The 23045-nt window shown below is 52.3% G+C and carries 17 protein-coding genes and 1 riboswitch; of the genes, 6 read left to right on the forward strand and 11 right to left on the reverse strand.

What is annotated here, in order from left to right; all coding sequences use genetic code 11:
- Nucleotides 1-85: 85 nt before the first annotated feature.
- The 9 genes from RB297_RS13580 to RB297_RS13620 all read right to left on the reverse strand — a co-directional run bounded on the left by RB297_RS13580 (nt 86) and on the right by RB297_RS13620 (nt 12151).
- Nucleotides 86-760 (reverse strand): GntR family transcriptional regulator, encoded by a 675-nt coding sequence (locus RB297_RS13580; RefSeq protein WP_015733828.1) that lies wholly within the window; start codon nt 758-760, stop codon nt 86-88.
- A 61-nt stretch (nt 761-821) separates the two neighbouring features.
- Entirely contained in the window at nt 822-1622 is an 801-nt protein-coding gene (locus RB297_RS13585; RefSeq protein WP_375120701.1) for a Nif3-like dinuclear metal center hexameric protein, read from the reverse strand.
- Between the two features lie 92 nt (nt 1623-1714).
- On the reverse strand, nt 1715-2512 hold the full coding sequence (locus RB297_RS13590; protein ID WP_375120702.1) for a type 2 periplasmic-binding domain-containing protein: 798 nt from the start codon (nt 2510-2512) through the stop codon (nt 1715-1717).
- A 348-nt stretch (nt 2513-2860) separates the two neighbouring features.
- Nucleotides 2861-3862 carry a hypothetical protein gene (locus tag RB297_RS13595; protein ID WP_213580584.1) on the reverse strand — a complete coding sequence of 334 codons (1002 nt, stop codon included), beginning with the start codon at nt 3860-3862 and terminating at the stop codon, nt 2861-2863.
- A 61-nt stretch (nt 3863-3923) separates the two neighbouring features.
- Nucleotides 3924-4466 carry an RNA polymerase sigma factor gene (locus tag RB297_RS13600; RefSeq protein ID WP_036662412.1) on the reverse strand — a complete coding sequence of 181 codons (543 nt, stop codon included), beginning with the start codon at nt 4464-4466 and terminating at the stop codon, nt 3924-3926.
- Nucleotides 4467-4679: 213 nt separating this feature from the next.
- Nucleotides 4680-5660 carry a DMT family transporter gene (locus RB297_RS13605; protein ID WP_090910621.1) on the reverse strand — a complete coding sequence of 327 codons (981 nt, stop codon included), beginning with the start codon at nt 5658-5660 and terminating at the stop codon, nt 4680-4682.
- A 134-nt stretch (nt 5661-5794) separates the two neighbouring features.
- Nucleotides 5795-5961: riboswitch (FMN riboswitch) on the reverse strand.
- A 315-nt stretch (nt 5962-6276) separates the two neighbouring features.
- On the reverse strand, nt 6277-6405 hold the full coding sequence (locus tag RB297_RS13610) for a hypothetical protein (RefSeq protein WP_375120703.1): 129 nt from the start codon (nt 6403-6405) through the stop codon (nt 6277-6279).
- 189 nt (nt 6406-6594) lie between these two features.
- Nucleotides 6595-11706, reverse strand: coding sequence for a choice-of-anchor I family protein (locus tag RB297_RS13615; protein ID WP_375120704.1), 5112 nt, complete (start codon nt 11704-11706; stop codon nt 6595-6597).
- Between the two features lie 235 nt (nt 11707-11941).
- Nucleotides 11942-12151, reverse strand: a complete 210-nt coding sequence (locus RB297_RS13620; protein WP_036662393.1) for a hypothetical protein — start codon at nt 12149-12151, stop codon at nt 11942-11944.
- A gap of 303 nt (nt 12152-12454) precedes the next feature.
- Between RB297_RS13620 and RB297_RS13625 the strand changes: the two genes are divergently transcribed.
- From RB297_RS13625 to RB297_RS13650, 6 genes are all read left to right on the forward strand, one after another.
- Complete coding sequence (locus tag RB297_RS13625) at nt 12455-14686, forward strand: helix-turn-helix domain-containing protein (protein ID WP_096775232.1); 2232 nt, start codon at nt 12455-12457, stop codon at nt 14684-14686.
- Between the two features lie 358 nt (nt 14687-15044).
- Nucleotides 15045-16412, forward strand: coding sequence for an ABC transporter substrate-binding protein (locus RB297_RS13630; RefSeq protein ID WP_119849632.1), 1368 nt, complete (start codon nt 15045-15047; stop codon nt 16410-16412).
- Between the two features lie 81 nt (nt 16413-16493).
- The gene (locus RB297_RS13635) at nt 16494-17471 is read left to right on the forward strand and encodes a carbohydrate ABC transporter permease (protein WP_176502481.1); all 978 of its coding nucleotides are present in this window, start codon (nt 16494-16496) and stop codon (nt 17469-17471) included.
- Entirely contained in the window at nt 17468-18307 is an 840-nt protein-coding gene (locus RB297_RS13640) for a carbohydrate ABC transporter permease (protein WP_096775230.1), read from the forward strand. Before RB297_RS13635 ends, RB297_RS13640 begins: the two co-directional genes overlap by 4 nt.
- 26 nt (nt 18308-18333) lie before the next feature.
- The gene (locus tag RB297_RS13645; RefSeq protein ID WP_192569458.1) at nt 18334-19338 is read left to right on the forward strand and encodes a Gfo/Idh/MocA family protein; all 1005 of its coding nucleotides are present in this window, start codon (nt 18334-18336) and stop codon (nt 19336-19338) included.
- Nucleotides 19339-19381: 43 nt separating this feature from the next.
- Nucleotides 19382-20326 carry an aldose 1-epimerase gene (locus RB297_RS13650; RefSeq protein ID WP_375120916.1) on the forward strand — a complete coding sequence of 315 codons (945 nt, stop codon included), beginning with the start codon at nt 19382-19384 and terminating at the stop codon, nt 20324-20326.
- A 179-nt stretch (nt 20327-20505) separates the two neighbouring features.
- On the opposite strand, the gene RB297_RS13655 is transcribed toward RB297_RS13650, so the two are convergent.
- Both RB297_RS13655 and RB297_RS13660 read right to left on the reverse strand, forming a co-directional pair.
- On the reverse strand, nt 20506-22125 hold the full coding sequence (locus RB297_RS13655) for an extracellular solute-binding protein (protein ID WP_375120705.1): 1620 nt from the start codon (nt 22123-22125) through the stop codon (nt 20506-20508).
- Nucleotides 22126-22158: 33 nt separating this feature from the next.
- Nucleotides 22159-23040, reverse strand: a complete 882-nt coding sequence (locus RB297_RS13660; protein WP_009595368.1) for a carbohydrate ABC transporter permease — start codon at nt 23038-23040, stop codon at nt 22159-22161.
- Nucleotides 23041-23045: the final 5 nt, after the last annotated feature.

Below are 23045 nucleotides of genomic sequence, written 5' to 3' on the forward strand. Positions count from 1 at the left end.
AAAATGGCCCGCAAGGCAGGTCGCTTGATTCCCGGGCGACTCTCCTGCGGGCCATTATTTTTGAATGATGAATGTATATCGATGGTTAGATGAAATAATGCGGATACTTCTCTCGCAAAATATCCTGCTCCACAACGACGAGGCGCAGGTGACGCTCCATCACGTTCATGGCTTGCTCCGCCTGCCGATTGACGATCAACTGATACATTTCTTTATGCTGGGAGATGATATTCTCCCAGTTGGAGTCCTTGGACAGGCGAAGCAGCCGCAGACGGTTGAAATGGATGTTCAATTGCTGCAGCATCTTCCAGGTCCGTTCTTTGCCCGTCCCCTCAAACAGAATTTGGTGGAACTCCTCGTCCAGCTCAAACAGCTTATAGAAGTTATGGTTGCCCGCGCACACGTCCTGCAGCGCAATATTGGTTTCCAGGCGGAAGCGGAACTCTTCGGGAAAAGAACCGCAGGCGAGGGCCACGATTTCCTTCTCGATCTTCTCCCTGATAAATCGGCCTTCCTCAACATGCCGAAGATTAATACGGGATACGATCGTCCCGCTTTGCGGAATGATGTCCAGCAGCTCTTCCTCCGCAAGCTTCATGAACGCTTCCCGGACCGGTGTCCGGCTGACGTTCAATTCATCCGCAATTTCTTTTTCCGAGATTTTCGTACCCGGCTCCAGCTCCAGATGAAATATCCGATCCTTCAATAGCTGATAAGAATACTCTCTGGTAGAGCCTTTAATCTTTTGCTCTGTTGACATATATATCGCTACCTCTTTCTTAAATGCTCTATGTTCTCTTTGCTTAAAGTTACCCTTCCCTCTATATTACCCGAATCAAAGGGCCGGACGGTATATAATGTATAGGAATCCCCGGAAAAAACTCCCGCAGCCTATCGGCCACGCAGGCCATGCCGGGCTCCTCGCTGGCAGCATGGCCGAGCAGAAGCAGGGACGGGCCCCTGCCCTGCGCCGCCGCATCGCCCATGTATTCAGGCGTCTCCCATTCCGGACCTTCCCCTGCGATGAGAAGATCCAGCGACTCCTTCAGGCAGAGGGGAATGGCATGCGCGCCGCCGCCGCGATAGCCCACGGTTATGCCGATTCTGGAGCATATGCTGCTTCGATTACCGACATAACGAAGGTAAGGAAGATTCAGCTTTCTTTTTACATGCTCCGCAATATCCGGCAGGCTCATCTCTTCCGGCAGCGTGACAATGGCCGCTGCCTTAAGATGCTTATCGACATAAACTTCCCAATCCAGCGCCTGAACCAGTCCTTGCGTCATGATATCGGGAACGTATCGGTGAGGCGCATCATGGAACCGGTAAATCGTCAGATCCCCGGACTCCATCAAGCGGAGTTTATCCTGAAAGACAGGACTCGCCTCCAACCCCTCATATCCCTCCTCCTGATGGCTGTAAAACGCCCCTTCATGGGTAATGACAAGGTTGGCCCCAACTTGGACCGCTCTCTGCAGAACCGAATACGATGCCGTAAACGTGACGGCAATGCCGTGGACCACCGCTTCGGCGCTTCCTGCCGTAACCCTGTCCACCTTGGATTCAAGAAATGCTGCGGGCTCTATTAAGCGGTTGATGATGTCTTGAACGGTGACTCGCAATCTGGAATGCCCTCCTTGGGAACCAACGCAAACGGCCGAACCGAAAAACAGGCTGCCCTTCCATCAAGAAACGCAGCCTGTCGATCCGTTGGTTATGGTTGCTCTTTATATTTTTTATACGTTTTATTCGCAATCTCCAGGTATTGTCCCACGCCCTGGCTATCCAGCTCTTGCACGAACTTGTCGTACTCGGCGAGATCGCGGTCGCCCAGAATGAACTTCAGCGTGTTCTGATCCGTGTAGTCCTTCAGCGGCGTGCTCAAAAGCGTCACTCGCTCGCGCTCTTCTACCGAGTATGGAATCGGCGGCTCCGGCTTCACAACCGTTTTTGCTTCGCTCATGCTCTTCTGGAACTGCTGCTCTTCCTCGCTAAACATGGATTGCAGCAGCTCGGTCGTGCCGCCGTAAGCGAACACGCCGCCCGATAAGCCATACTCGATCCGCAGATCCTTCGTGCCCTTCGGATTCAGTCCGTTGTAGTTGATGTCGTCCATCAGCTTGCGTACGCCGCCTTCCTTCGTATACGTTACGCCTTCGACGCCCCACTTCGCGAATTCCTGTCCTTCGTCGCTGTAATAGAGCCAGTCGATAAACTGCAGAATGGCTTTGAAATGCTCGCTCTCCTTCACTTTGGATGAGATCATGACCCCGTTCTCGAGTCGGCTGCCGGACATCAGCTGGCCGGCCGGTCCGCCGGGAACCGTGATTTTGCTGATGGCATACTTGCCTTCGCCCAGCGTTTTGTCCATATCGGTGCGGTGCTGGACCACGGTCTGGGAGTTGCCGTTGATGATGAAGGATTTGCCGGTCACGAATTTTTGCACGGCCTGATCGTCATCCTGGGTAAAGCTCTCTTTGTCCAGCAGTCCTTCGTCCACCAGCTTGTGCAATTAAGCGCTTACATATTTGACTTAAAGAATAGACTCCCTCATTTGGAGCGTTAGATTCAATAGATTCCGCTGCTGCTTTCACTTATGTAGAGAGTCGTAATTTTGTATACTAGTATAACTAGTATGGCAATTGGTTTCATTGTAATGGACGTTTTCTTCAATTTCAATACATTTTTTTCTCATGTATAAAATTCGGATCCCAAGCTGCAAAAAAACCGTGAGCATTCAGGCTATGGCCTGCTGCTTCACGGTTTTCGGGTTCCATTGCTGCCCGAGGTATTCATCATGGATAAGGGGCAGAAGCCTTCGCTTCTGCCCCTTTATGGTTTCCCCATGCCGGCTTTATATTTATTTCAGCTCCGTCACGTTGCCGTCAATGCTGACGCTTTTGATGTCCATATCCCCCAGAAATACGAGGTTATTCTTGCTGTCCAGATTATACAGCCACTGAAATCCGCTCTTCGTGGTGCTTGTCGAGCTGGCGTGAAGCTTCAATTCCGATCCGTCCGCGGCGATGACCTTAACCTCCGGCGTATAGTCCGGCAGTTTATCCAGCTCACCGTCGGTACGCTTGCCTTCGATGGCTACACCGATGGATGAAACACTAATGGTGTGGAGAGACAGTGCTTCCTTACCCTCATCAATTGCCAGATTCAAACTCTGTTCTCTTTGCTTGCCCGGAGAAATGGTGAATTGCACATTCCAAGGGCCTTCAACGGCTTGGGCGTTGTCCGCTGACATGATTCGATCGGCTGTGATCCGTGCCTTCAGTCCCTCGAGGTCATTCATCGCATCCATCTCAAACACGCCGACAAGCTTTTTGTTGTCGTCAAGAAGCTGCTGCCCCACCATATAATTCACACTCTGCTCCGTTTTCAGTTCAAGTAGGGGGATCGAAGCACCCTCGGGGAATGGCATGCCGTCCTCTTTCATGAAACTGACCACCAAATAACCGCTGTTGCCGACATAAACCCCTTCTTCAACATTCATGGTTACCCCGGATGCTGTATCCGTCCCTTGTATAGGTGACCGTTCGTCTTCCGCAATGGACGCGGATTGACCGAAGAACTGCTTCAAGCTATCCATGTATTGGCTCGCAAAAGCGGTCGTGCTAAGTATCATAATCATCGCGGCAGCGATAACGATACTGGCTTTATATTTTTTCACTTTCCTGTTTTTAAACACCATCGTTTCCTCCTCTTGAATACGCTTCATCGCTCGGCTCTTGATCCGTTCCATACTGATCTGCTGCGTTAACTCGCGTTCTTCTTCCTCCGTAAGGAGGAGATTGTCCAGCTCCTGATTGTCGATATTGGCCATGATATCTACAATTCGCCGCTTCACTTGCATCCATCCCCTTTCGCAATCGATTTGAAGCTTCACTCCTATAGACACGGTCTTTATAGAAATCCTACGGATTCTCGGTTTCATAATGTATGCGCAGTTTGTCCCTTGCCCGGCGGATCCGGGCGGTGACGGCCTTCTCCTGCATATTCAGCCGGCTTGCAATATCGCGGACTTTCTCTAAATAAAAGTACCTGCGGATGAATATTTCGCGATCCGGTTCGCCCATCCCCTGTACCATGCCGCTTATCGTTTCCTTCTCCTGCCGCAGAATAGCCAGTGCCTCCGCAGAGGGACAAGAAACGGCGTCATCTTCCAATTCGGATTCAATGACCCGCTGCCTCTTTCGCAATGCATTCAAGGTATGATTACGCGCGGCTATCGCCAGATAAGGCTTGAGACTATCTCCGCGCAGCATGATTTTTGTCCCGTCTGTCCACAGCTTGACCAGCACGTCCCCGGTGATCTCCTCCACATCGAAGGAATTAAACCGCCCTCCTGCCACCTTAGCAACCACCGCGGCTATGTAGCGTGAATAGCGGTCAACCAATGTTTCAAAACATCGCGGATCTTTCCTCGCTAGCCCATCCAGCAATGTCTGATCCTCCATGGGATCCTCCCCCTCTTATATAATCATCTCTGTTGGTAGAACCAAGCCACAAATCCCGTGCTACTATATAAGACACCTTTAATTCCGGAAACCCTACACATCTTTTGAAAAAATAATCGTTTCGCCATGCAAACGGATTGGAGTAGCTTTGCTTGGAGTAACGGCAAAAAAAGCCGACCCCATCGGATCGGCTTTTTCTACAAACGTATGATTTTATTGCAATTGCGGAGAAGCCTCGGATTGCTGTCTCGATATGATGAACAGCACGATCCAAATCAGCAGGAATCCTAGGAGCTGAGGCCCTGTCACGATTTGCTGGAATACAATCCAGTTGATGAGCACGCCCACCATGGGAAAACTCAATTCAGCCAGCGTTGCGACAGAGGCTTTGGTCGTGGTCAGCCCTTTATAGTACACCAGCAAGCTCAGCAGACCCGGCAGCAGTGCCTGCCCGATCAGGTTCAGCGATACCAAGGCAAAGGCGCCTGTGCCCCATGCCGGCATATTCCAAGCTGCCCCTTCGCTCCAAGTAATGACGGTCAGGAGCGGCAGCGCGAGCACGAAACGAAGCGAGGTTACCGTCTCATACTTCAGTTTGCCTACCATCAAGCGTCCCATGACCGTTGAGCCGCCCCATAAGGCTGCTGCGCCTAAGGACAGGAGGCTGCCGACTTGAACAAACTCGTTCCAATGGCCGATCGGCAGGGTTAAGCCGAAGGTGAGTAAATACGTGCCTGCCAAAGCGATGATAAGCAGGATCCCGAAATGGCGCGGAAGCTTCTCTTTCAGAAGCAGGCTGGCCAGAATGATGGCAAACAGCGGCTGCAGCTTCTGCAGCAGCAGGACGGCATTCAGATTTCCGCTCGACAGCCCCATCGTGAACAATACGGTAGCCAATGCCGAACCGCCCCAGGATATAAACAGCAGTGCGCCGACATGATTCCAGCCCAGGCTCTTAAGTTCCTCCCGGTTCTTCCACAATACAGGAATCGCAATCAAGGAAATAATGATATGTTCGAGCAAAACGATCTGAGCCGAAGTCAGATTCTTAAGCAGAATAACCCGGAATAACGGGTCAACGCCCCACAGGGCGGCCCCCAAAACGACGAGCCAGAACCCTCCTTTAAAACGTCGACTTGCCTGTGTGTCGGAACCATAAGGTTTCACCTTGATCCCGGTATTCATATTACTCATCTTGCCCTCTCCTGTCTTGAATACGGAGGTCTTACTAGCAGAAAGCCCCCGTCATCGGCATGGCCGACGTATACGGGGGCTGATCAAATAAGCCTGCGCCAAAATGGAATATTCGCATTCACGGCAAACTCATCTTTGATCTTCTCCCATCCGGACTTTACCGTCGGCCTTGGAATTGCACCAAGTCAGTCGCTGCATTCATGTTGGCTACAGAACGCAGAGAGTCGCGGGCTTGGGTTCGTTCGCGAAGGAACGAACCATCACCGCCGGTCAGGAATTTCACCTTACCCCGAAGATCCATATTCATGTTTTATTTTGTAATGCCTTAATCACTAATTAACCGATAATTCCTATAAACTTAGTTGTTATATTGAAATTATAACATGAATCCTTTCATGTAAATACATCTATTTTCAAAATAAACGAAATTAGACTTGAATACAATGAAAAATCTCACGTTCATCCAATACTTACTGAGAATTATACAGCAAGTATCAATTTGTTACCAGCATGATTTTTTACCATCTTCACGGTTTATCTCGAATACCTTCTGACTTGAACAGCGGCCGCTCCTGCTGAAGATTCAGCAGCTCCAGCGCTTCCTCGGTATTAAGGCTCATTCCGTTCCCATAAGGCTTAGATACCAGCCGAGAACACTCTCCGCAGCTGTTTCCTCCGATTGCTTCGTCTCACTCAGCAATGCTTTGTTCCACTTCCAATATGTATATTCAGATTCAATGCGCATGAACTCCATCCTTATCAGATCCTTATCAGATCGTTATCAGGTCGTTATATCCATCCCTTAATAAATGTATCGGATGCCTGATCGCTTCACTTTAACCGGTTGCCATCTGCCTGAGTATGCAAAAGACCGCCCTCAAGGTTTCAATCCACCTTAAGGACGGTCTAATCATGAAATGCTATCCTGCTTCGATCAGTTCATAAACTTCAACGCTGTCAAAGTACGCTTCAGTACGAGTGCTGCTTGCGCACGCGTGACCGAATCGAGTGCTCCGAAATTGCCTTGGTTGTCACCCTGTACGATGCCTTGCTTAGTAAGACTGGCCACATGGGCCGCCGCCCAAACCGGGATGGATGCCTGATCCTTGAATCCGGCAGCGGCATTCGCACCCTGATTCAACAAGTCTGTCGGATTCACCGCCTCCATGGCCCGGGTGATCATTACAGCCATTTCCGCTCGGGTCATGCTGGCATTCGGCGAGAAGGCACCGCCGTTGCCGCCCTCGATCAAGCCGTAGCGCGAGGCTGCGCCAATCTCGCCGGCATACGCGGAATGATCCTGAACATCCTTGAATGCACCGCTCTCGATGACCGGGCTGAGCCCCATCGCACGGACGAGCATGGCCGTAAATTCAGCTCGCGTGATCGCCTTGCCCGGTGCATAGGAGTCCGCGTTGACTCCGTTCACGAGCAGCTTGGAAGCCATGGATTCGATTTCCGATTGCGCCCAGTGGCCGTCAAGATCCGCAAACGTCTTCTTGTATTGCAGCAGCGCATAAACGCCGTTTCCGGCATGCTTGACTTCGATCGCCGCTTTACCGTTCCATGTCGTCCTTACGGCCGGTACAAACCGGAAAGTCCCCGCCGCTTCGTCATAAATGACGGCAGCAAGCGAATCCGGATTCATCCCTGTCGGCAGCGGCATGATACGGCTGATGACGCGCTTCCCGAAATCCTTCAGTTCCTGCTCTGCGCCAGGCGCTCCAACCGCTGCGCCGAACCGCAGTCCTCCATTGGCTGCCAACGAGGCGCCCATGGAAGTGGCCTTGCTTGTCATAGCGTCCGCTACCTTGCCTGCTGCGGGAGCCACCGACATCTTCACCTGGATGTTGCCGGACCCTTGTGCCGTCTCCAGAGCCTCATCCAGAGGCAGAGCCGTTATCGGAAGACGGAAGGCTCCAAGTGCGGTCTCCAGCACCAGGGTTGCCTTCGGATTCCGTTCCATGGCCTGCTTCAGGCCTGCTGCGGGAAGGGACAGCTCCGCGGCACGGTTCAATTCAGGAGCCCGAATAATCAATTCCTGCTGCCCGTTCGCGGACAAGCCGCTTACGGCCTTTTTCCACGCCTCTTCCTTTACCGTAATGCGGTCCATCGTTCCGCCTGAAGCAGCGCTGATATTCAAACTATTGCCTGTCATCACGTTTGGCTCGGATGTATTTCCGCCAGTAGCAGGAGGATTAGGCTGCGTTGTCGGCGGCGTTACCGTGCCGCCTCCCGAACCGCCTGATCCTGATCCGGGAGAAGAGCCATCGCCAGGATTCGCCGGCTTCTTCTGCTCCGTAATTCGGCCCTCGACCTTCGGCGATACCTTACCGCCCAGCTTGTTCACATACTCCATGAAAATTTCATAATCCGGGTAACCCAGATCCTCGTTGTATTTCCCTTCGGCAATCGCATCGGCAAAGGATTTATATCCATCTCCGCCCTTGGCTACAAAGCTGTTCGTTGCCATCCGGTACGTTTCGGTCAATACCAGAGGTTTGTAGCTGCCGTCTTTCATGATCTGTACGTCGAACACTTTATCTCCTGCCGGAGCGCTGGGATCCCACTTGAATTTCATCCCGGCGATTTGCGGGAACTTCCCTGGCAGATCCGCCAGTTTGGCACCGCTTATTCCGTTTTCCAGCCCGTCTTTCAGCTGCTGTCCGGTGACGTCCATTACAAACAGCGTATTTCCGAAAGGCATCACCGTCCGAAGCTCGCCCATCGTAATATCGCCTTCATCAATCGCGGCGCGGATGCCTCCGCCATTCGTGAGGGCAATATCGGCGTTTTTCAGCTCTTTGGCTTTAGCCAGCATGCCGTCGGCAATCAGATTGCCCAGGTTCGTCTCCTTGGAGCGGACATTCTCGCGTTTGCCGTCAAGCTCGACTCCGGCAATGCCGATAACCTGCTTCATCAGTTCTTCCAATTCCGCTTTGTAAGGAGCCAGCATATCCTTCGCTTGCGAGTCTTCCTGGACCGTATTGTCTACCGGGATCAGCTTCCCGCCAAGTTCGCCGTCTCCCACGAGAACGACGCCGTTTTTATCAAACTGCAGATCTACCCGGCCGAGGAACTTGCCCCACTCATTCGCTTGGACGATGACGGTAGGGGTATGATGCTGACTGTCCGTCACCACTTCCGGCGCGTTTAGCGTCGTATGGGTATGACCTCCGACGATGAGGTCGATGCCTTCGACGGCTTCGGCCAGCGCCAGATCTTTGGCGTACCCCAGGTGGGACAGGGCGATGATCTTGTCCAGCCCCTCCTTCTCCATCGCCTCAACGGTAGCCTGAGCCGAGGTCACCGCATCACGGAAGACCACGTCTTTACCCGGGCTGGAGGTTTCCGCGGTATCTTCGGTCGTTAAGCCGAACACCCCGACCTTCTGGCCGTCAACCAGCAGTGTCACGTATGGATATACCCCGCTATTTGCCGTTGTCTTGGGCTGATCGGTATCGATAACCGCCGGCTTGTTAATCAGATGTGAAATGTTAGCGTCGCGGCTAAGATCCACGTTCGCGCTGACGAGCGGGAAATGCGCCTTGCTCACGAAATCCGCAAGCGTCTTGGTGCCTTGATCGAATTCATGATTACCGAACGTCATCGCGTCATAACCCATATAGTTCATGAAGGCCAGATCAGCCAGCCCAAACCATTTGGTGAAATACAGATCGCCAGAAAAGACGTCCCCTGCATCCAGCAGCAGGCTGTTTCCGCCTTCGCTGCGGATCTCCTGAACCAGCGTTGCACGTCTGGCCACTTCCGCCAGATGCGCATGGGTGTCGTTGGTATGCATCACCGTTAACTTCCACGGTTCTCCATCCGGCGAACCGTCCGTTACGTTAACCGATACTTCCGCCGAACCGTAGCCATCCTTGCTCAGGACGGTGATCACGGCTTCACCTGCGGATACCGGCGTAACCAGGCCGTTTTGGTCCACGACGGCTACCGTTTCGTCGGAGGAACGCCAAGCCAGCTCGGCCGATCCGCCCTGAACGGGCTCAACGCTTGCTTGCAACGGTTCCGGGGACCCGCCCGTTTTCAACGTGAGCGATGGCTTATCCACCGTAATTTTGGTCACCTGAAGCTCCAGCAGCACCACCGTTCCGCTAACTTCATTCGCAACCAGCAGCAACGGGCGTCCTGTTTTGCTGTCCGAAGCCGGAATAAAGTCCAGTCCCTCCGGTCCGGAATCCGTTTGGATGCCTCCGTTGAAATCCCGCGAGTTGAAGTAGTTCAGGAACGCCGGAGCGGATGGATCCGTTACGTCATAGGTCATGACGCCGCCAATGCGCTCCAGTCCGACAAAAGCCAGCGTCTTCTGTCCGACCTTGCCCACGGCAACATATTCCGGCTCCGGGCCTTTCTTGGCGCTGCGGCTGTCCAGATCGGTTTTGTCATTGCTTGCATTGAAATGATTCGGCAAGCGCTCCGCCGTAATCTTCTCAAAATCACTGCCGCTGTCGTATGCCTGGGACAAATCCGCCGCATTCCAGATGGAGAAGGAACGCCCCCCGTACAGATACAGCCCTTCACTGCCCATATCGCTCGCAACTTCAACCTTGTCATAGGTTGTCCCTTTGCCAGCCAGGAATTGGGATGCCGGCGACGATGGATCCAAATTGGATTTCATTTTGCCGATGTCGCTTTCATTGCTTCGGTCATCCCAGCCGGTAGCGTCCCCTTCGTTCGCGGACAGGATATACTGCTGCCCGTTCACGCTGTAGGTCGCAATTCCGTCCGGCATATACATGCCGTAAAAAGGAACATTCTCAAACTTGATTTGTCCATCCTTCAGCAAATCGAGCTGATTTTCCGGTTGATTGAAATCCTTATATCCGAGTCCCCGGACCGATTGAACCTGCTTCGAGGCGATATCGACCACGGCTATCGCATTGTTTTCCTGCAGGGCCACGTACGCTGTCAGCTCGTCCTCCGACAATGCGATGTATTCGGGCTCCAGATCATGGACGGCATCGTTTTTCGTTCCGGTGCTGCGAATTTGGCCGTCCGCTTCCACATTCCCGCGAATATGCACCGGATCGTCAATGATCGACGGGTCATCGAACTTCAAATGGCTTACTTCGCCAGCCAAAGTATCGATAATCGTGATGCTTCCTTCCGGATCCGGTGCGGTCTCCGTGCGGGGCTCGCCTTCATCCGCCGTCAGGATATAACGGCCATCGGACGTGTACTTGACCATATCCGGCTGAACGCCGGTTTCATAGGATCCGATCAAGCCGCCGTCATAGTCGAGCACCAGGACCTTGCCGGCTTTCGTATGATCCTGCTCCTGAACGGCAGCCACGACCTGCTTCGTCTTGGTGTTGATATCCACGCTGGTCAAGTCTCCATACAGGAAACCGCCCGTGTTCGCCAAATCTTCTACATGGATCTGCTTGTCCTTAACCAAGCTGCCATCGGCGCCTAGAGACACGATTTCGAGACTGGCCGGCTGGGTCGATCCGTTAACCAAATAGAGCTTCCCGTTATCTTTGTTGTATTTTACAATCTCCGCTACGCCACCATCCTTGTTGGAAGTACCTACGGAATAATGTCCGATCATCTTCATGGCCAGCTTGTCGGCCACAGGTGATGGACGCTTGCCCAATATTTGCAATTTCACAACCGATTGGGCCGTAGCAGGTAAGGCTGCACTATCCTGCACCGTTACCTCAACCGTATGCTCGCCCTCTTGTCCAGCCGCAGGCGTACCTGAAATGGCTCCCGTATCGGACCCAAGGGTCAAGCCTGCCGGTAAACCTGTCGCCGAGAACGTATAAGGCGCTTGTCCGCCATACACATCTACGGTGACCGCATACGGCTCTTCCGCATACGCATCCGGAAAGATCATATCGGTCATGCCCAAATCCACGGCAGCAATAGCTGCATCTTGTGATGTCGTCTCCATGCTGGCGGTCTGGAGCAATTCCTGCCCCTCGCCAGCATACACGCTGCCCCCCGAAAACAGAGAGGCCATCGTGATTTCCGCTGCCATCAACAGCGAAACTACTTTCATGCTTTTATGCTTCAACTCCATATCCCCTCTTCTACCTTATTTACATTCAAGTGTAAGGAGGAAGTGTTAACGGATGCTCAATATCAGTCGCGGTTTATGTAAAATGGCTCCATGCAACAAAAAAAGCCTCGACCACCAAGTCGGGCTTCCCAGAGCAGCAGCTGCATTCGAGCTGGCGGCTTGCTTATTCTTTTCTTCCATATGTATACCGGTACCTGTTTTATAACATGCGCCAGCCTCGGATCATCTCACCCCTTCAATCAAAAACCCCGAAATGCCGCAATGTTGCAATCGTGATCAGGATGAACCACCGAATGAGAATGATCCCCCAAACGATAAGAAGACCTTGGAACAGCCGCTCAACCATCCATTCGATCTTCTTGTTTGACGTATATCTGCGCCTCTGCTTAAAAAACCACGCCGCGAATCCTTTGGGAATATCGCTGAAAGTCGTCTTTGGCTCCATTGGCTGCGTCCTCCTCCATTTTCTATCGATTAGTATGTCGGATATACAACGCAAGTCTTCGGTTGAACCGTTTCTTGAATTTTATCATGTTTAATGGAAAAATCCACCATACACGATGTTTCTTTGTCACATTTCCGACAATATTGTAGTCAAATCGACATGATGTCTGATAAACTAACATAAAGTATTGCTATTTGTAACACAAACACTTCACAAGAATAACAGCCGAAGATCTATTCATGACTATTCGAAGGCCATAACGTGTGCATATCATTTATGTTTGCCTAGGAAAGAGGAACCAACATGAATCGTAACTGGTTTACGCGGATGCTTATGCTGTATATCCCTGCTTTTCTGATCGTCCCCGCCTTTTTATTTTTCGTCTTTTTCCAATCATTGAGCGAAAGCAACCGAAAGGATGCCGAGCGTTCCAATGCTTTCGTAACCCAGCAAGCGATGTTGATGATCGATACGTCGTTGTCTTCCCTGGATCAGAAAATTTCGCTTGAGATGCTGCGCAATCGAAAGGTCATCTCCTTTTTCTCCAGAAGCACGGAAAAGGATCTGCCCCTTCAGGTGGACGTGATGAATCTATTGCGCGATTTAAAAATGACCAATCCCCTGATTCATTCCATTTACATGGTTCAAGCAGATCATAATCAAGTCCTCAATGAAAGCACAAGCTATTCCTTGGATCAATATGCCGATAACGCCTTCATCCGCTCCAAGCTGGAAGCACCCAACAGCCATTGGTCGGATACCAGGCTGTATAAGGAGCTGCCGTCCGACAAAGGGGTCCCCGTCGTCTCATTGACGCGCAGCGTTTCCATCTTCTCGAAGCATCATGGGTTAATCGTCGTTAATGTAAGCGCTGACGCCCTGCAGGGAATGCTTCTTCAAATGCACGACCCGTCTTCCCGCATACTAAGCCTATATGATACACAAGGGAACAGCATGTTCGATATGGCAAAATCGGAGACTTCCGTCAGCAGAAGCGGAACCAGCAACGGCGCCCTTCAGTCGGAAGCGAATTCCGACTATACGGGCTGGCGCATCGTTAGCAGCGTTCAAGGAGCGGATACCTTCAATTTCATCATCAGCCTATCGAATATTTGGTTTATTGCCGGTTTGCTTCTCTGTGCCGTTTCGGTCGCCTGGATCGTCTACGTGACGCTGCAAAATTACAGGCCCATTCAGCGCCTGGTCAACCAGCTGCAGCAGCTCTCCTCCAAGGAGGACGCCCCGGAGGAAATCCATAAAAACGAATTTACGTTCATCAATTCTAAATTGCAAAACATGATTGATCAGAACGCAAGGTTCCAGCTTCAGTTCGAGGAGGATTTGAAGGCCCAGCAAAATTTTTTCGTGTACGAGCTGCTGGAAGGGACGCGTTCCTTCGATTTGAAGGAATGGGAGAAGGAATCGTCCAAGCATGGCCTGCCCGTGCTGTTTGGCAAGCAGCTGGTTTTTGTCCTGGAAGTGGATCACCGTTCCGAGTGGAGCGCAAATTACGGTCAGATGCAGCATGGCACTCAGCAAAAAGCCATCGAAACCATCATCCTGGAAGCGGCGTCGGATCATGCCTGCGAGGTGAAGCTGCTCTGGGTATCCTTGCACCAGCTTGCTTGCATTCTGATCATATCGCCAGAAGCGGAGAAGCTGGCATTCGAGGCCCTCTCCTTCGCGGAAGAATGCCAGCGCCGATTTGCCGATGCCTTATCGTTCACCTTATCCGTCGGCCTCGGGGAGCCGGTCGAGCATCCGGACAATCTGCATGATTCATACCATGAGGCATTGGATGCCCTGCAAACGAAGCCCGTCAATCGAAGTGCCATGATCATTCCTTATTCGTCCGATCCCTTGTCGAAGGATCATAGTTTTCATTATTTTCAAAAGGTTGACCGGATCGTTGACGCCTTCCGACTCCAAGAAGCCAAGTGGAAGACGGAAATGCAGGCGCTCTTTCAGAACATGCTGGAAGAAGGCATATCGCGCCGGGGCGCAAGCAGCGTGCTGCATTACCTGACCTACCATCTGAACAAAACGGCTTCCGGAATGAACGACGAATACTACCTGCTCTGGAAAACAGAAACGATGCCGGCACTCGACCGGGTTCAAAAAGAAATCGACCTGCCGGAGGATTGGACGCAGATGGTGCTTCAGCTTCTGGAGCAATTTGCCGAACGGCTGGATACGCAGCGGAATCTGCGAAGCCAGGGAAACCTCGTCCAAGAGGTTAAGGCTTATATTGAAAAGCATTATACGAAGGCGGAACTATCCCTTGATTACCTGCAGGACAAGTTCGGGATCAGCGGCAAATATTTGAGCAGATTGTTCAAGGAAGAGTACGGCTTGAAATTCGTGGACTTTTTGATTGATTTACGAATCCAGGAAGCGAAACGGCTCCTCACGGAAAGCGCATTGTCTGTACAGGAAATTACGGAGAGGGTCGGTTACAGCAGCCCGATTTCATTTGCCAGGACTTTCAAGAAAATTACCGGCGTCCCCCCGATGGATTACCGCAAAGGCAAATAAAACGGCGCAGAACCTAAACATCAAACGAAGGCCGAGAAGGACATCATATGGTCCCTCGGCCTTTTCCCGTTTATGCCGTAGCGGCTCCTGCCCGCGCAGCCATTCCCATCGGGCGCAAAGTAGAAAATAGTTCCGGGTAGAAAAAAGTTTTTTGTGATTTATATTACATACATTTTCCAGTGTTATTTAAATTGCCATCGCGGTAACGTTTACACTAACACTAGATTCGCCTTTCGGTTTGTTAAGTGAAAAGTGTTTGTTGTCTGGCCTGGCAGCAGGTGTTTTTATTAAGGGCAAGGAACGGCGCCTCACCGCGCTTTCCACCATAACTAAAAAACCAGAAGGGGATGAACTAGCAATGGTAGACAGAAACAGAAAGAAAAAGGGATGGACGGCGCTGATCGCTGCAGCCGTTACGTTATCAACCGTATTAAGCGCCTGCTCGGGTGGCAAGGAACCGGCCTCCGCAAGCAACGCCCCGTCCGACGGCGATCCAATTACGATCTCGTTCGAGACGTCGGTATACGCCGAAGAACCTCATAAGAAGGCAATCGATGCACTCATTGCCAAATACAATGAAACCCACCCTAACGTCACCATCAAAGTTCATGGAACAGACTACGAGAATTACTGGGATAAACTGACCACCGAGATTCTGGCAGGTACGCAGGGCGACATCGTTCAGGTATACCCGGAGAATATCGCCACCTATAATGCGCTGCAGAGCGGGGGCACCTTCGTGAATCTCGACGAGAAGATTCAAGCGAGCGGACTTGAGGACAAGCTTGTCGGACAGGAACTGAGCAAGGTGGACGGCTCTTATTATGCCTTATCCAATTACGCATGGGGATCAACCGGCATTTTCTACAGCAAATCGATGTTCGAAGCCGCCGGAATCGATCCGGCCTCCATTCAAACGATGGATGATTTCAAAGAAGCAGCCATACAGCTTGGCGGTGTTAAAGACGGACAATACGGGTTCTCCAGCGTCATCGGCACCCATCCCTTTATCGCCTCGGAATGGTACCGGCTGCTCGCTCGTCCCGTATCGGGAGGCATTTACTTCCCGGACGGCGAAGCTGGCCCTTACGAGGCCGACCGGATTAACGTCAATTCCGCACCCAACGTTTGGGCGGCGGAGTGGTGGCAGGATCTGATCAAGAACCCGCAGGCCACGCCTCCGGGAACCCGCGACAAGAAGGTCAGCCGCGAGATGTTCTGGAACGGCCAGGCCGGCATGATGATGGATGGTCCCTGGTTTATCGGCATGACCAAAGAACGCGATGAAGCTTTAATGGACGACCTGGGGCTCATGCCGCAGCCTTCCGTCGTATACGAAGGTCAAACCTATAAACCGAACCCGCACAATTATCCGATCGTGTCGATGATTTCCAAAGACAGCAAGCATCCTGACGAAGCTTGGGAATTCCTTGAATGGATGACCTCCCGGGAAGCGCAGCAAATTATCGCCGGTTCCGGCATGATTCCGAGCAGCAAGGAATACGCCGAATCCGAAGAATACAAAACGGAGAATCCGCTGGCTGCCCAATTCTTCGATTTCCAGGAGAATGTATACGCCCCGGCCGTGATGGACCCGCCCATCCCTGAACTCGGCTCCCTGTCCCAAATCCTGATCAATGCCGCGCAGGAGATGTTCGTCGGCATGAAAGACGCCAAGACGGCGCTGGATAGCGCGGCTGAGCAGATGAAAGACACGATGCATTAAGAGGCATTCGAAAACATCAAACGATTGAAGCTGCCCCGGCCCCACGGCCGGGTGGCACTTACATCATAAGGAGGTGGGGGAATGAATCCAACGCGAACGGATGTGACAAGCAGGCAAACTCCCTTGCCGTTGAAGAGAGCTTCGAAGGCCAAGCGATTATGGCTGGAGGAAAAACGGCATTTCAAAAAAAATACAGCCGCCTATTTATTTATTGCGCCGTTGGCCATTACCGTTGCTCTTGTACTCCTCTATCCGATTTTGAAATCGGCGCTCATGAGCGTGCAGTACTGGAAGGTTGCGAAGCCGATTGCCGAAGGCAATCCCTTCGTAGGCTTGGACAACTATGCAGCAGCCATCCAGTCGGGGCATTTCCTGAAATCGTTGGGCATTACCTTTCTATACATTATCGTGACGGTGGTTCTGCGTTTCCTGCTGGGAATCGGTACGGCCGTCCTGCTGAACATTCCCTTTAAGGGCCGAGGGCTCGTAAGAGCGCTGGTGATCATCCCATGGGCCGTCCCTGAAGTCGTTGCTTGTCTCGTATTTATTCTGATGTATGATTACCAATTCGGCGTGATCAACGATCTCCTGCTGAAGCTCAACCTGTTGTCCAATCCGGTCGCTTTCCTCGGCGAAGCCGACACCGCGCTCTGGGCAGCCATGTTCGTCAATGTATGGAAGGGCTTCCCGTTCGCCGCCATCATGCTGCTCGCCGGTCTGCAGAGCATATCCAAAAGCTTGTACGAAGCGGCGGAAATCGACGGTGCCTCGAAATGGCGCCAGTTTCTCAGCATTACCTTCCCGATGTTAAAGCCCGTATCCGTCATCGTCTTCCTGCTGCTGATCATCTGGACCATCAAGGATTTCGGCATCGTCTACGTCCTCACCGGGGGCGGACCAAGCCGGGTAACCGAAATACTGACCATTTTTATATACAGGGCAGGGTTCAAATCGTTTGACTTCGGTTTGGCTTCCGCTGCGGGGATGATCCTGCTGGCCATCTCCATCGTATTCACCGTGATGTACATGAAAGCTACGAAGGCAGGTGAGATGTCATGAGCAAAGGGATCAGCAAAATCATCGTATATGCATGCGCCGTTCTCATTTCGTTGTTTGCCGTATCCCCTTTCCTATGGATGATCCTGACTTCGTTGAAGCCTCAGGCCGAAATCTACAGTACGCCGCTGACGTATCTTCCTCAAGAGCTTCATTGGGAGGGGTACAAGGGCATGCTGAATCCCCATGCGGACGACAGCGCCAACTTTATGAAATGGTTCGGCAATACGGCGTTTGTCTCGCTGCTAACGACGGTATTCTCTCTTATCATCTCCGCCTTTGGCGGCTATGCGATGTCCCGGTTCGGTTTCCGGGGACGGATGTCGCTCGGATATATCATCTTGTTGACGCAGATGCTCCCCGGCTCGCTGCTCATTATTCCGCTGTACCTGATCATGAAGGATTACAATCTGCTGAACTCCCATCTGGGTCTCGTCATTGCCTATACCACTTTTGCGGTACCGTTCTGTACCTGGATGCTGAAGGGCTACTTCGACAGCGTATCCCAGTCCATCGATGAAGCTGCCAGCGTTGACGGTGCCAACCGCTTCACAACCTTTATCCGGATTTTGCTCCCGCTCACGCTTCCCGGGCTCGTGGTAACCGGCATTTTCTCTTTCTTAACCAGCTGGAACGAGTTTATGTTTGCCCAGACGTTCATCAGCGATTACGACAAATGGACGCTGTCGGTCGGCATCGCCAGCTTTCAGGGACAGTATGTCGTCAACTGGGATTACCTCATGGCGGGCTCCGTCATAACCACGCTTCCGATCGTGATTGCGTTCTGGCTGCTGCAAAAGCATCTGGTCAGCGGAATGACCGCCGGAGCCGTTAAATAAAGCTAACCATTCAAGGAGGGGTCACAATGATCAAATTCGGAATCGTAGGCATGGGGATTCGCGGCAGCATGTTCGCCGATACCCTCAGCCAAAATCCTTATGCGGAGCTGGCCGCGGTCAGCGACGCTTATGAAACTACCCTGAACGCAAGCATAGAGAAATACGGGGTTCCCGGCTATTTGCAAGTTGAGGATATGCTCGAAAGCGAGACTTTGGATGCCATCGTGATTGCCACGCCGGATTTCCTGCATAAAAAGCCCGTTATGCTCGCGGCTGAGCAAGGCATCCATATCATGGTCGAAAAACCCTTCTCCACCTCCGTCGAGGAGGCCGAGGAAATGTACGCCGCGGTAGAGAAAGCGGGCATCAAATGCCTCGTCGCATTCGAGAATCGCTGGAATTCTCCTTTCGTTGCGGTTAAGGAAGCCGTCCGGAATGGGGACATTGGCCATATTCTGACCATCAACACCCGCTTGAATGACACCATCTACGTGCCTACCAAAATGCTGAAATGGGCCGGGGAATCCACGCCGGGCTGGTTCCTATTCCCGCATGCGACGGATATTGCCTTATGGCTGAAGAGCGGGGTTCTGCCGGTCAGCGTCTACGCGGTAGGGACGAAGAAGAAATTGGCCGGGATGGGGATCGACACCTACGATTCCATGCAAACGATCGTATCCTTCGACGATGGCACGCATGCAGCATTCACGACCAGCTGGGTGCTGCCCGAGTCGATGCCGCTGATCTATGACTTCAAAGTCGAGATCATCGGCGAGGACGGGGCATTGTATGTCGACTTATCCGATCAAATGGTCCGTAAGGGCGGCAGCGTCTACAGTCATGTCCATACGCTCGGCACGCCCATCAACGGCCAATATACCGCGGCGCCCCATTATATGCTCCATTCCTTTGTCGATCATATCCGCCTGGATACGATGCCCGAATCGGGCGCAGCTGCCGGCCTGCTGAATACCAAGCTGGTACATGCCATCCATCGCTCCGTCTTAAGCGGACAGGTTGAGCAGGTGTGACATGGAGGCATGCCCAGCGGTTGAATCATGCACTTTTCTTGACATGCCTGCAGTGAGGGCCGAAAATGATCGCTTATCCATGACGGTGGTTCCGGGATGGGGGAGCAGAGTCATCTCGCTGCGCTGGAAACCATCGGACACCGAATTGCTGCGCACGCCGCCATCCATGACGGAATATGAGCGGACACCCTTCTTATACGGTATGCCTGTCTTATTTCCGCCCAACCGGATCGAGAACGGCAGCTTTACCTTTAAAGGCCGCCCCTATCAATTCTGCATCAATGAGCCGCAGCATCACAATCATGCGCACGGACTTGTTCATGACGAAGCATGGGAAGTCGGACGCTGCTGGACCAAGGGGAATCGGGCCGTGATCGAAACCGTGTTCTCTTCGAGAGGCCGCCCTGCGGTCATGTCGCAATTTCCGCATGAGTTCTCGATCCTTCTGCGCATGAGCATTGACGGCGCTTCGTTCAGGCAGACGGCAGAAATCCGCAACAAAAGCAAACACTCTTTTCCATGGGGATTGGGGTATCATACCACCTTCCGCTTTCCCTTCGGGGATGCGGAAGCTCAGGAGCGCTGCACGCTGCGGGCGCCTGTCGGGAAACGATGGGTTCTTAACGACCGGGTGCTGCCGACCGGGGAGCTCGCTCATGACTTCCGCAGCAGAGGCCTGCGGGACGGCATTTCCGTCAGTCAGTTCCCGCTCGATGATCTGTTCCTTGCCATGCCGGAAGACCGTAACGAAGCCGTATTAACCGATCCGGGGGCTGGCCTCAGGGTTACCTACCGCGCGGATGACGCCTTCAAACATTGGGTGCTGCACAATGGCGATGGGGCGAGCGGTTATCTATGTCCCGAGCCTTATACTTGCGCCACCAATGCCTTCAACCTGGGGATGGATCCGGAAATCACCGGCATGCAGGTGCTGGGGCCCGGCAGGAGCGCCCTGCTGTTCTGTACCATCCATGTGGAAGAACTCTGATTCACCTCGACTAAAACCACGACAAAAGCGGTCCGCTAGCAAGGATGTTTCCTTGAACGGGCCGCTTTCCCCAGCTTGTTGTACGCTTTATCTTCACCCTTTTGGGATTTCACCAATTAAATAAAAAAACGCGATCCGGGAATCCCCCGAATCGCGCCCTGGATTTATATATTTGTCGTTTATTCCGCCTGATAGCGCTCATAGGCGGCCTGGTAAACTTCCATGTATCGGTCCAATCCCATCTTGTTGAGCGTGTTCACATACTCTTCCCATTGGCTGAACGAGGCGGAGCCGTTCACGAATTTCGCTTCCATTTCCTTCACGTAATCCTCGATATCTTTACCGATCGAGGTCATGACGTCCGTTTCCTCCAATGTAAAGTTAAAGTTGTACAGGATCTCCTTCACGGCATACGGCTGTGCTTTTTCGGCAGCGGCCATGGCGTTAGGACGCGTCTCCGAAGCTTTGAACCATTTCTCCCGCACAAAGCCCGGATAGCTGCCCCCGAGCCAAGTGAAATTCTTGGCCAATGCCTGATCCTGCGTTAATCCGTTTGGATTCTCCGTTATCTCCTTCACATATTCCAGCTGACCGTCCGCGTTCTTCGTGTAAGTCTCTCCTTCTTTACCCATGAAATAGAATTGGGCTCCCTCATCCCCGTAGAAATAATCCATCCAACGGATCGTTGCTTCCGGATTCGGGTTCTTATCGGTAATCGCAAATGCACCCACGTGAACCATCGGCACTTTGACGTGGGAATAGAGCTGGTCTCCGTGCGGTCCCTTAAGCGCCCCGAGCCCGATGTATTCTTTGCGTCCCATGACCATCTCCGGATTCGGCACGATCGTGGCACCGAGCAGGCCCTCCTGCCCTTTTGCATTCAACGCGCCGCCTTCAATCGTGAAGATCTCTTTATCGAGCAACCCTTCTTGGTGCAGCTTGTTGACGAATTGAAGCATTTCCTTGTACTCCGGCAAGGCCTTGGTAAAGCGCAGTTTCCCAGTGTCCGGATCGACATCCACTAATTTATGACCAAGTCCGCTCGTCCCAAGTCCCCAAGAGCCTTTCAAATGATCGATGATCCCGGTAATGCCTGTAGAAGAGAAAGGAATCTCGTCATGCTGTCCGTTGCCGTTCAGATCGGTTTCTTTGACCGCCTTCAAATAGGCATAGAATTCTTCGGTCGTTTGCGGTTCTTTCATCCCGAGCTGATCAAGCCATTCTTGATTGATCCATATCGGGGTGCCAATCAACATGGAGAGCAGCTCAGGATCATAGAAAGAAGGCAGGGAATAGATATTGCCGTCCGGCATCGTCAATCCTTTCCGAATATCCGGGTACTGATCCATCAGCTTTTTGAAATTCGGAGCATACTTGTCGATTAGATCGTTCAGCGGTATAAATACTCCTTGCTCGCCATAGCGGGTCAATTCGGCGGAGCTGACCCTTGCGGAATAGAACACATCCGGATAATCCCCGCCTGCAAGCGCCAGGTTCCGCTTCTCGGTCAGCGTATCGAATGGAATGAGGTTCCAGGTCACATTTACATTCGACATTTCCTGGTAGGTTTTCCATACAAGGGTTTCCTCGAATTTGCTTCCGTTCGTTGGCGACTTCCCTGTGAAAAACGTAAGGTCGAGGGGCTCGTTCACGATCGGCATTCCGGTCTCGTTAAAATTAGCCTGCGGCGTTTCGCCCTTATCGGCTGCGCCCTCCCCGCTCTTGCTTCCACAACCGGCCAGCAATCCGGCGGCCAGCACGGCAGCCAATGTAAGCGAAGTCCATTTTTTCATCACCATAAATTTCATATCCCCCTCATCGATTGTCCGTAATCAACCTTTAATTGCACCAATCATAACACCCTTCACAAAATACTTTTGCAGGAACGGATACAGCAGTAGCATCGGCAGATTCGTCACGATGACCGCCGCATATTTGATCGCCTCCGCATCCATCAGGCTGCGAGCCAGCGAATCGTCGCTGATATCCACCATCTCCTGCATTTGCCCCTGAACCAGAATTTCGCGCAGGAACAGCTGCATCGGATAATTCGCACGGTCGGACAAGTAGATCAGCGCGCTGAAATACGAATTCCAGTGGCCCACGGCATAGAACAGCACCATCACGGCCAGAATCGGACCGGATAACGGCAGGACGATGCGCCATAGCACCCGCATGTTGGAAGCTCCATCGATAAACGCCGCCTCCTGCATCTCCTTCGGAATGGAGCTCTGGAAGAAGGTCCGCATAATAATGATGTTCCACACGGATACGGCCGAAGGGATAATGATCGCCCAAATCGTATCGAGCATCCCCAGTTCCTTCACCAGCAAGTAATTCGGGATCATTCCCCCGCTGAAAAACATGGTGAATACGATGATCGCCGTAAAAATGCCGCGGCCGTTAAAATCGGCTCTGGACAACGGATAAGCAGCCGCGATCGTCATCAGTACATTCAAGGCCGTTCCCGTCGTCGTATACAGCAGCGTGTTCATGAATCCCCGCATGAGATCCGAATTGGCGAATAACCGCTCGTAACCGACAAACGACAATTCCTTCGGCCATAACCATACTTCCCCCCGCATCACCGTTTCCGGGGCGCTGATGGAAGCAATCAGAACAAAAAATAAAGGATAGAGCACAAGGAGCGTAATAAATGATAGTATAATGTAAATAAATACTCCGGCTATTCGTTCACTGCGGCTTTGCGGCATATGCC

It is taken from the genome of Paenibacillus sp. CR_12, assembly GCF_041953985.1.
Taxonomy (GTDB): domain Bacteria; phylum Bacillota; class Bacilli; order Paenibacillales; family Paenibacillaceae; genus Paenibacillus_AQ; species Paenibacillus_AQ lautus_A.